Source organism: Sphingomonas panni, assembly GCF_022664435.1.
In the GTDB taxonomy this organism is placed as follows: domain Bacteria; phylum Pseudomonadota; class Alphaproteobacteria; order Sphingomonadales; family Sphingomonadaceae; genus Sphingomonas; species Sphingomonas panni.
On record NZ_JAKREU010000003.1, the window covers coordinates 39,153 to 51,095 of the forward strand.

Below are 11,943 nucleotides of genomic sequence, written 5' to 3' on the forward strand. Positions count from 1 at the left end.
CGGGGTGGGTGGGGATAGGGGAAAGGCCGCCCCCGTCCGTGCCGGGCAGCGACTGAGCGAAGTCGAAGGCCCGTAACGAAGCACCTGCTACCGTCCTTCGATACGCCGCTTCGACAGGCTCAGCGGCTACTCAGGACGAACGGAAGTGGCTCAGATCACTCATCCGTCCGAATTTTCACCTTGTTCGGCAAGTCCTTCCCCTTGGTGCGCCTTGACGGCAGCTGCACCGGGTTCTTCTTCTTCCAATCCCCCCAGCGCTTCGGTCCTTCGGGGGTATCGATGATCGTGTCGTCGTCCATCACAGCATCCAAAACGAAAAGCGGCGGCGGATCAACGACCCGCCGCCACCTTGTCTCCCTTGTCCGACGCGATGCCGGCCCGCTCCCTCAGGCCCGCATCGCGTCGAACGCCGATCAACCGAGCGTCCACGCTCCGTCGATCCGGGCCAGCGCACCCTGCTGGTTCCCTTCGCGCAGCGCGTCGGGCAGCAGTGCTTCGGGGAAGTCCTGATACGACACCGGCCGCAGGAAGCGGTCGATGGCGAGCGTGCCGACCGAGGTCGTGCGCCCGTCCGACGTCGCCGGGAACGGCCCGCCATGGACCATCGCATGGCCCACTTCGACGCCGGTCGGCCAGCCGTTGCACAGGATGCGACCGACGGTGCGCTCCAGTACCGGGATCAGCTTGCGCGCGTCTTCGTAATCGCCCTCGTCGATCTGCAGCGTCGCGGTCAGCTGGCCTTCCAGCTTGCCCAGCACCCCGGCCAGTTCGTCGGCATCGGCGCACTTCACCACGACCGACGTCATGCCGAACACTTCGTGTGCATGGGCGGGATCGGCGAGGAAGTCCTTGCCCGACACGGCGAAGATCGCCGCGCGGCCGCGGGTCGGGCCTTCGGGTTCCTGTCCTTCGCCGATGACGGTCACCGCCGGGCTGGCAGCGAGCTTGGCGCGCCCTTCCTCATAGGCCTTGTGGATGCCGTCGGTCAGCATGACCTGTGCCGGCGTGCCGACCAGCGCTTCGCCCGCCGTGTCGAGGAACGCGTCGAGTTCCGGCCCGGCAATGGCAAGGACGAGGCCCGGATTGGTGCAGAACTGGCCCGCCCCCATGCTGAGCGACCCGACATAGCCCTTGGCCAGCGCCTCGCCGCGGTTCTTGAGCGCTTCCGGCATCAGCACGACCGGGTTGATCGACGACATTTCGGCATAGACCGGAATCGGCTGCGGACGGTCCTGCGCGACCTTCATCAGCGCGGTGCCGCCGGCGCGCGAGCCGGTGAAGCCCACTGCCTGCACGCGCGGATCGGCGACCAGCGCGGTGCCGATCGTCTGGCCAGCGCCCGACACCATCGAGAACACTCCGTCGGGCATCCCGGTCTTCTCCGCCGCCTTGATGATCGCCGATGCGACCAGTTCAGCGGTACCCGGATGCGCCTGATGCGCCTTCACGATCACGGTGCAGCCGGCGGCCAGCGCCGATGCGGTGTCGCCACCGGCGGTCGAGAAGGCGAGCGGGAAGTTCGACGCGCCGAACACCACCACCGGGCCGACCGGAATGGTGCGCAGCCGCAGGTCGGGCTTGGGCACCGGAGCGCGCGCCGGGTCGGCATGGTCAATGCGCAGCTGCTGCCACGCGCCGTCGCGCACTTCCTTCGCGAACAGGCGCAGCTGGCCACAGGTGCGACCGCGCTCGCCGGTCAGGCGGGCGGTCGGCAGGCCGGTCTCACGGGCACCGCGTTCGATCAGCGCATCGCCCAGCGCCTCGATCTCTTCGGCGATCGCGTCGAGGAAGCCGGCACGCCGTTCGAGCGGCAGCGCGGCATAGATCGGAAAGGCCTCGGCCGCCCGTGCGCACGCTTCCTCGGCATCTTCCTTCGTGCCCTTCGAGAAGCCTTCGCCGAACAGCGCGCCGGTCGCGGGGTCATAGGCCTGGAACAGGTCGTCGCGGGCGACGCGCTTCGAACCCAGGAACAGTTCGCCGGTGATCGTCATGTGCATCCTCTTTGCGCAAAGTGTTGGCGCCCAGATAGGAACTGATAGCGCTAACGTAAATGGGTGTCGCGAATTACTCCGACAATCTATGCGGCGAATAGACCGCCGCGTCGACCCCCTGCGGCACATTCCCGACGCCCAGCAGCGCGGCGCAAAGGCGTGCAGCGGCCGGTGCGGTCTGGATGCCGAAGCCGCCCTGCCCCGCGCACCAGAAGAATCCCGGCACCTGCCGGTCGAAGCCATAGACCGGCAGTCGGTCGGGCGCGAAACTGCGCAGCCCCGCCCAGCGCCGCTCGACCGCCTGCACCCGCCAGTCGACCGCCGCCTCGAACCGGTCGATAGCGAGCGCGACGTCGATCTCCTCGGCCGCCACGTCATGCGGGCGGTCCGGCGTCTCGTCATGCGGGGTCAGCCATAGGCGACCGCCCGGCTCGGGCTTGAAATAGAATCCGCCGGCGGCATCCATCACCAGCGGCAGGTCGGCCGATGCCGGCGGATCGACCCGGACCTGCACCACCGTCCGGCGATAGGGGCGTATCCCCTGCGGCGCGGCGTCCAGCATTCCGGCAACCGAATCTGCCCAGGCACCGGCGGCGTTCACGACGATATCGGCCGTCACCCCGTCGCCCGACGCGGTCGTCAGCAACCAGCGTCCGCCAGCGCGGCGCGCGCCGGCCACCCGCGCGTCGCAGCGCAACTCCACCCCGCCCCGCCGCGCCTTGGCCAGATAGGCGGCGTGCAGCGCCCCCACATCGATATCGGCACAGCCGGGCGACCACAGCGCGTGCCACTCCCCGCGCAGGCCGTCGACGACCGCGTGAGGATCGCGCCATGCGATCGGTACGCCACTGGCCGCAAAGTCCGCCGCCATCGCCTCCAGCACGTCGCGGTCGCGCGCGAGCAGCAACTCGCCCCGCGTGCGCAGGAACCCGCGTGGCGCGAAATCGGCGGGCGGCGCATGGAGGAACGGTCCCGATGCGGTCGTCAGCGGCTGGACCAGCGGCCCACCATAGGTTTCCGACCAGAAGGCCGCCGACCGCCCCGTGGCATGGAAACCGGGCTGATCCTCCGCCTCCAGCAGGACCACGTCGTCGGTCGCGGCGAGTTCGGCGGCAAGGCTCGCCCCCGCCATGCCTGCGCCGATAATCGCCACCCGCCTGCGCGTCATGCGTGGGTCCGGTGCGGCGCGGGCGCGCGGGCGTCGAGGAAAGCATCGATCGCGGCGATGGCGCGCGCGCGGACCGGATCGGCCTCGCGCAATATCTCATGCGCCGATTCGGGGCCGAAGCGCAGCAATTCGATATCGGGCAACCGCCCGGCAACCTCGACCGCCGCCCGCGCGTCGACCAGCGCATCTTCATCGGCGACCAGCATCTGGATCGGCACCTGCACCTCGGCCAGTCGCGGATCGGCGCGCAGTTCGCGGGTCGACCGGAACGCATCGATCACCCAGCGCCAGCTGGGCGGCCCGGTGCGCAGCGCCGCGTCGGTCCCCTGCCACCACAGCTCATCCGAATAGCGCGCCGGGTCATGTGTCAGCATCGCCTCCCGCGGGCGGACGGTGTGCGGACGTTCATTGCCTTTCCATGCCGGGCGGAGCGGGCTGCCCATCGCGCTCAGCACCCGCGCCATCCGCTCGCCGAAGCGCGGCCCGATCGGCGAGCGCAGCCCCAGCATCGGCGCGACCAGCACGCAGGCCGCCGGATCGACGCGTTGCTCGACGACGCCGCGCAGCGCCAGATGCCCGCCCATCGAATGGCCGATCAGCACGCGCGGTCCCTCGCCGGTCCATTGGCTCCAGAAGGCGGTCAGGTCGTCGAGATAGGTTTCGAACCGGTCGATGTCGCCGCAATCCCCCGCCGGGGTGCAGCGCCCCGACCCGCCCTGCCCGCGCCAGTCGAACGCGGTGATGCTCCACCCGCGCACATGCCAATGGGCAAAGGCCTCCAGATATTTCTCGAACATGTCGCCGCGCCCGGTCTGGAACAACAGGCTGCCGCGCGGGCGGACATTGGCCGGCGCGGCCCAGTCGAACCGGCGGTGCGACCAGCCATCGGGTGCCTGCCACCGGGTGATGGCGGCGGCGGCGGGAATCGCGCGGCGATATAGGGCGTGGGCGGCCATGGGTCCGGTTACGGTTTCGCAACCCCTTACGTCTAGGGGTTAACGCCATGGGGGGTATCGTCGTTCCTTGGCTGGCGCTCGCGCTGTTGCTGCTGCTGCTGTTCGCCGGCATCGAGGATGCGCGCACCCGCGAGATCGCGAACGGCAAGAACGCGGCCATCGCGCTGCTGGCGCTGCCATGGTGGTGGGCCAATGGCCTCGGCGCCGTCGACATCGCATGGCAGGTCGGCGTCGCGCTGATCGTCTTCGCGCTGTTCTTCGCGGCATTCGTCGCCGGACAGATGGGTGGCGGCGATGTGAAGATGATCGCCGCGCTCGCGCTGTGGCTGCCGCCGGGCGCAGTCCTGTCGATGCTGATGGTGATGTCGCTGCTGGGCGGGGTGCTGACCCTGTTGTTCCTCGCCGACCGATGGTGGCGGCGCACGGCCCAAGTGCCGGAGATTCCTTACGGGATCGCCATCGCCATCGCCGGGATGCTCGCCATCGCGAACCCGTTCTTAACCCATTTCGGTGATGTTTAACGGCGAATCAACCGGCCAGACGAATTGGAAGGGCCACGAACGTCATGGATTCTCGCAAACTGTTCCTGCTGATCGGAGCGCTGTTCGTGGCGGGCCTGACCGCGTTCATGGCGCGCAGCCTGATGGCCGGCGCATCGGCGCCGATGGCCACCGCCGCGCCGGTCGCGGCCCCGATCGATGGCCCCCGCGTGCTGGTCGCGACCAAGGCGCTGCCGGTCGGCACCATCATCGATGCGACGGCGCTGCGGTTCCAGCCCTGGCCCAAGGAACTGGTGGAAAACGCCTATTTCCTCGAAGCCATGCCGGAATCGCGCAACCTGGTCGGCACCGTCGTGCGCTTCGCCATTCCGGCAGGCCAGCCGATCACGCAAGGGGCGCTGGTGAAGCCGGGTGATCGCGGCTTCCTTGCCGCCGCCCTCGGGCCGGGGATGCGCGCGGTGACCGTGCCGGTATCGGCGCAAAGCGCGGTCGCAGGCTTCGTCTTCCCCGGCGACCGGGTCGACTTGGTCCTGACGCAGAACGTCCCCGGCGGCGGTGACGGTGCCCCGCTGAAGGCGGCGGAGACCTTCCTGCGCAACCTGCGCGTCCTGGCGACCGATCAGCGCACCGACAAGAATACCGACGATCAGGGCAAGACGCTGGTATCGACCTATTCGACCGTGACGGTCGAGGCGACGCCGCGCATCGCCGAAAAGATCGCGGTGGCGCAGACCGTCGGCACGCTGTCGCTGTCGCTCCGTTCGATCGCCGACAACCGGTCCGAACTGGAGGAAGCCATCGCCAGCGGCGACGTGCAACTGCCCGCCAATGGCGACCCGAAGGCGGAAAAGGCCGCGCTCGACCATATCGCCAGCCGCCCGATCGATGGCGCGTCGACCTTCTCGACCGGTGCCGACGTCTCGCGGTTCCAGCGCAGCTCGGTACCCGGCAAGGCCGGCATGATGGCGACGTCGGGCAGTGTCGGACCGCCTGCCACGACGATGGTGCCCGCCGGGCCGACCGCGCCTGCCGCCGCCACCGGGCCGGTCGTGCGGATCACCCGCGGCAATGACGTGACCGCCGTGCCGGTCGGAGGAACCAAATAATGTCTGGCATGAAGCTCATCCACCGGTCGCTGGCCGCGACCCTGTCGGTCGCGCTGGTCGCCGGCTCGGCGCTGCCCGCCGCGGCCATCGCCGCCCCCGGCACGGCCGCCGTCCGCGCAGCGCGGGTCGGCACGCCTACCGGCACGCTGCGTCCTACCAACGACGTCCAGCTGTCGATCGGCCAGGGCGAACTGGTGACGCTGCCGTCCAACGTCGTCGATGTCTGGGTGTCGAACCCGGCGGTCGCCGATGTCTATGTCGGTAATCCGCGCCAGATCCACCTGTTCGGCAAGACCGATGGCGAGGCCACCATCTTCGCCACCAACGCCAGCGGTGCCGTCGTCTATTCGGCCAATGTCCGGGTGGGCCAGAACCTGACCTCGCTCGACCGGATGATGAAGGCCGCGATGCCCGAGGCCGATATCCGCGTGACGACGGTCGGGCAGATCGCGGTCCTCAACGGCACGATCGCCTCCCCCGCCGACAGTGCGCAGGCCGAACGGCTGGTCACCGCGCTGCTGAACCCCGGCATGTCGACCAGCGATCCGAATGCGGCGCTGAAGGTCGCGGTGGTCAACCGGTTGAAGCTAGCCACCCCGCTGCAGGTCAACCTGCAGGTCCGCATCGCCGAGGTCAGCCGCAACTTCGTCAAGAATATCGGCGTCAATCTGACCTCGCGCGACCTGTCGGGCGGAATGCTGGTCGGTATCGCGCAGGGGCGTCAGGGGACCATCACCACCGTTCCCGGTTTGCCGACCAACCCCGAATTCCTTGTCAACGGCCTGCGTCCCGGCGCGACCGCCTATGGTTCTCCGACCAAGGGCACCAGCGGCACGACGCTGAACCTCGCCGGCAAGCTGCTCGGCCTCGAACTGCTCGGCGCACTCGACCTTGGCGAGCGGATCGGACAGGTGACGACGCTCGCCAACCCGAACCTGACCGCCCTGTCCGGCGAGACCGGATCGTTCCTGGCGGGCGGCGAAATCCCGATCCCGATCAGCCAGGGCTTCGGCGCGGTATCGGTGCAGTACAAGCAGTACGGCGTCAGCCTCGCCTATACCCCGACCGTGCTGGCCGATGGCCGCATCTCGCTGCGCGTCCGTCCCGAAGTGTCGCAGCTGTCGGCGGCCGGCGCGGTACAGATCGACGGCACGACCATCCCGGCGCTCACCACCCGTCGTGCCGAAACCACGGTCGAACTGGGGTCGGGACAGAGCATGATGATCGGCGGGCTGTTGTCGAACAGCCATGACAATTCGATCGACAAGGCACCGGGCCTCGGCGACCTGCCGATCCTGGGGTCGCTGTTCCGGTCGAACGCCTTCACCCGCAACGAAACCGAGCTGGTCATCGTCATCACCCCGTATCTGGTGAAGCCGGTCGACAGCCAGTCGCGCATCGCGTTGCCGACCGATGCCTATTCCACGCCGGACGATGTCGAACGCGTGCTGATGGGTCAGCTGACCGGACAGCGCAAACCGACGCCGCGGCCCGTCCCGACCATGGCACCGCAACCGCCCGCCCGGCCCGCGATCGGGCTGACCGCGCCCGCCCCGGTCGTTCCCGACGCCGCCACCGCCGCCGCACCGCCCCCGCGCAAGGGTGGCCGCGACGCCCAGAGCGTCGCCCCCGGTTTCAGCATTCAGTGAGGCACGCCCCGATGACCCTTTTCCGTATCCTCGCGCTCGGCACCACGATCGCGGTCGCCGGTTGCTCCGGCACCGTCAATCGCGGCGTCGAATCGGTGCATCAGCCGGTCGTCAGCCGCTCCGCCTATGCCTTCGACATGGCGACCGGCCCTGCAGGGCTGGCACCGGGCGAACGCGCGCGCCTCGCCGGCTGGCTGGAGACGATGCACCTGCGCTATGGCGACGAGATCGGCGTCGACGACGCCGGGGCCGGCGACGATGCGGTGCGCGGCGACATCGCCGCCGAAGCCGCGCGGGTCGGCCTGTTGCTGGCCGATGCCGTGCCGCCGACGCCGGGCGCGGTGGCACCGGGCACCGTCCGCGTCGTCGTGTCCCGGATGACGGCGCGGGTGCCGGGCTGCCCCGACAATTCGCGCACCTACCAGCCGAATTACGCGGCGCAGACCTCGTCCGACTTCGGCTGTTCGATCAATTCGAACCTGGCCGCGATGGTCGCCCGTCCGGGTGACATGGTGCTGGGCCGCGGCAATGCCGACACGACCGACACCATGGTCAATACCAAGGCGGTCGGGGCGCTTCGCCGCGCGACGCCCAGCGGCAATGGCGGACAGGTGAGCAGTTCCGCCGGCAGCGCAGGCGGTTCGAGCGGGGGGAGCAGCAAGTAATGAACGCCCCCTTCTCCCTCGCCAGATCGGCGCAGCGCGATGCGTTCATCGCCTTTGCCTGCGACGAGAATTCGGCAGAAACCCTGCGCGGCGTCGCCAACGACCATGGCTGGCCGGTCGAAAAGGTCATGAAGGGCGGCCTGCGCAATGCGGTGCAGACGCTGTCCGTCTCGGCCAGCCCGCACGTCCTGTTCGTCGACCTGTCCGAATCGGGTGATCCGCTCAACGACATCAACGGCCTGGCCGAGGTATGCGAACCCGGCACGATCGTGATCGCCATGGGGCAGGTGAACGACGTCCGCCTGTACCGCGACCTGCTGTCCAGCGGCATCCACGACTATCTGCTGAAACCCCTCAACCCCGACATGGTGCGCGAATCGATCGCGCAGGCTCATGCGCTGCTCCACGCGCCCAAGGTGGCGGAGGCGAGCGTCGAGCGCCCGCATTGCGCGATCGCCGTCATCGGCACGCGCGGCGGGGCCGGCGCGTCGACCATCGCCACATCCCTCGCCTGGCTCAGCGGCGAACAGGAACAGCGCAGCACCGCGCTGCTCGACCTCGACGTGCATTTCGGCACCGGGGCGCTGGGCCTCGACCTCGAACCCGGGCGCGGGCTGACCGACGCCATCGAGAATCCCAGCCGCATCGACGGGCTGTTCATCGAACGCGCCATGGTCCGCGCCGGCGAACGGCTGTCGGTCCTGTCGGCCGAGGCGCCGATCAACGCGCCAATCCAGACCGATGGCAGCGCCTTCTATCAGTTGCAGGAGGAGATGCGCGCCGCGTTCGAATGCACCATCGTCGACCTGCCGCGTACCATGCTGGTCAATTACCCGCATCTGGTGGAGGAAGTGCAGACCGCGGTGATCGTCACCGAACTGACGCTGGCCGCCGCGCGCGACACGATCCGGCTGTTGTCGTGGTTCCGCTCCAACGCGCCGCACGTCACGGTCGTGCTGGTCGGGAACAAGGTGCAGCCGGCGGCGAACCAGGAAATCACGCGCAAGGATTTCGAAGGATCGGTCGAACGCAAGCTCGACTTCCTGCTGCCGTGGGACGGCAAGCTGGCGGCGCAGGCGGCCAAGCTCGGCAAGCCGCTGGCTGAGGCGGGCAAGGGCAACCGCGCCCTGACGCCACTGATCGACCTGTCGCGCCACCTGTGCAAGCTGCACGACGCCACCGACGACGACGCGGCGGACGGGGCAAAGGCCAAGGGCAAGGGCGGCACGTCGCTGATCGGCAAGCTTGCCGGCCTGCGCACGCGCCTGCCCGCGCGGGCGAAGAAATAGGCGCGGACGGCCCGGCGATGGACCTGCTCCCCCTCCTCCTGCTCGCGACCGGCGCGGCGATGACGCTGGTGCTGCTCGCCCTTGCCCTGTCGGGGCCGACGGGGGACCGCGCGCGCAATCGGCGGCTGCTGGCGGTGCGCGAGCGCCACGCCTCTGCCGCCAGCACGACCGCGATGGAGGCGCAGATGCGCCGCATCGGCAATCGCGGCACGTCGAAGGCGGACCGCACCGCCGCGCGTTTCCTGCCCAATGTCGAACAGCTGCAGCTGCGCCTGCAAAAGACCGGCCGCAACTGGACGCTCGCCCAATATGGCAAGGTGTCGCTGGGCATCCTGATCGGCGTCGTCGCGCTGCTGATGCTGCGCGGCTTCCCGCCGGTTCTTGCCGTGTTGCTGGGGCTGGTCGCGGCGATGGGCGTGCCGCATTTCGTAGTCAGCTTCGTCATCAAGAAGCGCATCGCGCGCTTCACCGCCAAATTCCCCGACGCGATCGAGCTGCTGGTGCGCGGCCTGCGCTCCGGCCTGCCGATCACCGAGACGATGACCGTCGTCGGACAGGAAGTCGACGGCCCGGTGGGCGAGGAATTCCGCCTGGTCAGCGACCGGATGAAGATCGGCCGTTCGCTCGACGCCGCGCTTCAGGAAACCGGCGACCGGCTCGGCACGCCCGAATTCCAGTTCTTCATCATCACCATCGCCATCCAGCGCGAAACCGGCGGCAACCTGGCCGAAACGCTCGCCAACCTCGCCGACGTGCTGCGCAAACGGTCGCAGATGAAGCTGAAGATCAAGGCGATGTCGTCGGAATCCAAGGCATCGGCCTATATCGTCGGGTCGCTGCCCTTCATCGTGTTCGGCATGATCTGGGTCATCAACGACACCTATATGCAGAATTTCTTCATCGATCCGCGGCTGATGATCGCAGGACTTGGCGGGGCGCTATGGATGGCGATCGGCGCGTTCATCATGGCCAAGATGGTCAATTTCGAGATCTGATGCGATGGTAACCGGCCCCAATCCCACGCTGCTCGGCTTCGACGTCGTCAACGTCGCGACCGCATTGTCGGCCATCGCCGTCCTGTCGATCCTGCTGGCGATCTATGTCGCCACGACCTCGCGCGATCCGATGACCCGCCGGGTCAAGGCGCTGAACGACCGTCGTGAACAGCTGAAGGCCGGCATCACCGCCTCCACCAGCAAGCGCCGCGCGAAGCTGGTGCAGCAGAACGACGCGACCGATCGCATTCGCGGATTGCTGGCATCGATGAAGATGCTGCAGGATTCGCAGCTGCAGGTCGCGCAGCGCAAGCTGATGCAGGCCGGCATCCGGTCGAAGGACTGGGCGGTCGCGGTCATCTTCGGGCGGCTGGTGCTGCCGATCGTGCTGGGCCTGCCGATGCTCTACATCGTCTATGGCACCGACACCTTCGCCGATTGGTCGCCGCTCAAGGCTTACGGCCTCGTCGCCGGGACGTTCATCCTGAGCTACAAGGCGCCCGACATCTATCTGAAGAACAAGATCACCAAGCGCACCGATGCGATCCGCAAGGGGCTGCCCGATGCGCTCGACCTGCTGGTGATCTGTGCCGAAGCCGGCCTGACGGTCGACGCCGCCTTTACCCGGGTCGCGCGCGAACTGGGGCGCGCCTATCCCGAACTGGGCGAGGAATTCTCGCTGACCGCGATCGAGCTGGGCTTCCTGACCGAACGGCGGCAGGCGTTCGAAAATCTGGCGATGCGCATCGATCTCGACGCGGTGAAGGGCGTGGTGACGACTATGATCCAGACCGAGAAATACGGCACGCCGCTCGCCTCCGCGCTGCGCGTGCTGTCGGCCGAATTCCGCAACGAACGCATGATGCGCGCCGAGGAAAAGGCCGCGCGCCTGCCCGCGATCATGACCGTGCCGTTGATCCTGTTCATCCTGCCGACGCTGTTCGTCGTCATCCTGGGTCCGGCCGCCTGCAGCATCAGCGACGCGTTCGGTAAATAGCCCGCCGACGCGCCGGGGGAGCGGGCGGGGAACGCCCCCTGCCCCCGTCCGTTATTGCCCCGTAACCAATGCAAAGGGGCCTGCACGATGCTGTTCCAGACGCCGACCCAGTTCGCGGTCCTTGCCCTCGTCCTGCTGGCCGGGTGGCTGTTCGGTCTTGCCTCCTCCTCGGGCGGCAAGAAGTGGAAGCAGCGCTATCGCGACGAGGAAGCGGCGCACAAGGCCTATCGCGCCGAAGTCGCCGCCGACCTGAAGACCCGCGACGAACGCCTGCGCGAAGTGGAAGCCGAACGCGACCGGTTGACCCATGAACGCAGCACCGCGACCACGACCGCAGCGGCAGCCGCCACCGGCGCCGCCGCGAGCAGCGGCAGCGGCTTCTTCGGCTGGGGCGGCGACAATCTGTCGCGCATTCGCGGCATCGACGCCGAGCTGGAGCGCGCGCTGAGCCAGCGCGGCATCAAGACCTATCGCGCGATCGAGGGGTTGAGCGAAGCCGACGAACGCGCACTGGAAGACGATCTGCGCTTACGCCCGGGCACGATCGACAGCGAACGCTGGCGCGAACAGGCGGCGATGCTGCGCGCCGGTCACGACGACGAACATCGCAGCCGCTGGGGATAAGAG

Annotated in this window: 12 protein-coding genes; 8 read left to right on the plus strand and 4 right to left on the minus strand. The window is 68.5% G+C overall.

What is annotated here, in order from left to right; all coding sequences use genetic code 11:
• Positions 1–155: 155 nt before the first annotated feature.
• The 4 genes from MF609_RS07270 to MF609_RS07285 all read right to left on the minus strand — a co-directional run bounded on the left by MF609_RS07270 (position 156) and on the right by MF609_RS07285 (position 4,115).
• Positions 156–299, minus strand: a complete 144-nt coding sequence (locus MF609_RS07270; RefSeq protein WP_242415655.1) for a hypothetical protein — start codon at positions 297–299, stop codon at positions 156–158.
• Between the two features lie 114 nt (positions 300–413).
• Positions 414–1,991 (minus strand): aldehyde dehydrogenase (NADP(+)), encoded by a 1,578-nt coding sequence (locus tag MF609_RS07275; RefSeq protein WP_242415656.1) that lies wholly within the window; start codon positions 1,989–1,991, stop codon positions 414–416.
• Between the two features lie 73 nt (positions 1,992–2,064).
• On the minus strand, positions 2,065–3,159 hold the full coding sequence (locus MF609_RS07280) for an NAD(P)/FAD-dependent oxidoreductase (RefSeq protein ID WP_242415657.1): 1,095 nt from the start codon (positions 3,157–3,159) through the stop codon (positions 2,065–2,067).
• Positions 3,156–4,115 (minus strand): alpha/beta fold hydrolase, encoded by a 960-nt coding sequence (locus tag MF609_RS07285; RefSeq protein ID WP_242415658.1) that lies wholly within the window; start codon positions 4,113–4,115, stop codon positions 3,156–3,158. The genes MF609_RS07280 and MF609_RS07285 overlap by 4 nt, the downstream gene beginning before the upstream one ends.
• A 47-nt stretch (positions 4,116–4,162) precedes the next feature.
• On the opposite strand from MF609_RS07285, the gene MF609_RS07290 reads away from it, so the two are divergent.
• The 8 genes from MF609_RS07290 to MF609_RS07325 all read left to right on the plus strand — a co-directional run bounded on the left by MF609_RS07290 (position 4,163) and on the right by MF609_RS07325 (position 11,940).
• Entirely contained in the window at positions 4,163–4,636 is a 474-nt protein-coding gene (locus tag MF609_RS07290) for an A24 family peptidase (protein WP_242415659.1), read from the plus strand.
• A gap of 44 nt (positions 4,637–4,680) precedes the next feature.
• A complete protein-coding gene (gene cpaB / locus MF609_RS07295) occupies positions 4,681–5,721 on the plus strand; it encodes a Flp pilus assembly protein CpaB (protein ID WP_242415660.1) in 1,041 nt (346 codons plus the stop codon).
• Positions 5,721–7,370, plus strand: a complete 1,650-nt coding sequence (locus tag MF609_RS07300; protein ID WP_419723069.1) for a type II and III secretion system protein family protein — start codon at positions 5,721–5,723, stop codon at positions 7,368–7,370. Before cpaB ends, MF609_RS07300 begins: the two co-directional genes overlap by 1 nt.
• Positions 7,371–7,381: 11 nt before the next feature.
• On the plus strand, positions 7,382–8,035 hold the full coding sequence (locus MF609_RS07305) for a CpaD family pilus assembly lipoprotein (protein WP_242415661.1): 654 nt from the start codon (positions 7,382–7,384) through the stop codon (positions 8,033–8,035).
• Complete coding sequence (locus MF609_RS07310) at positions 8,035–9,324, plus strand: pilus assembly protein CpaE (RefSeq protein ID WP_242415662.1); 1,290 nt, start codon at positions 8,035–8,037, stop codon at positions 9,322–9,324. The genes MF609_RS07305 and MF609_RS07310 overlap by 1 nt, the downstream gene beginning before the upstream one ends.
• A gap of 17 nt (positions 9,325–9,341) precedes the next feature.
• Entirely contained in the window at positions 9,342–10,319 is a 978-nt protein-coding gene (locus tag MF609_RS07315) for a type II secretion system F family protein (protein WP_242415663.1), read from the plus strand.
• Positions 10,320–10,323: 4 nt separating this feature from the next.
• Positions 10,324–11,316, plus strand: a complete 993-nt coding sequence (locus MF609_RS07320) for a type II secretion system F family protein (RefSeq protein ID WP_242415664.1) — start codon at positions 10,324–10,326, stop codon at positions 11,314–11,316.
• A gap of 87 nt (positions 11,317–11,403) precedes the next feature.
• Positions 11,404–11,940 carry a hypothetical protein gene (locus MF609_RS07325; protein WP_242415665.1) on the plus strand — a complete coding sequence of 179 codons (537 nt, stop codon included), beginning with the start codon at positions 11,404–11,406 and terminating at the stop codon, positions 11,938–11,940.
• Positions 11,941–11,943 lie beyond the last annotated feature (3 nt).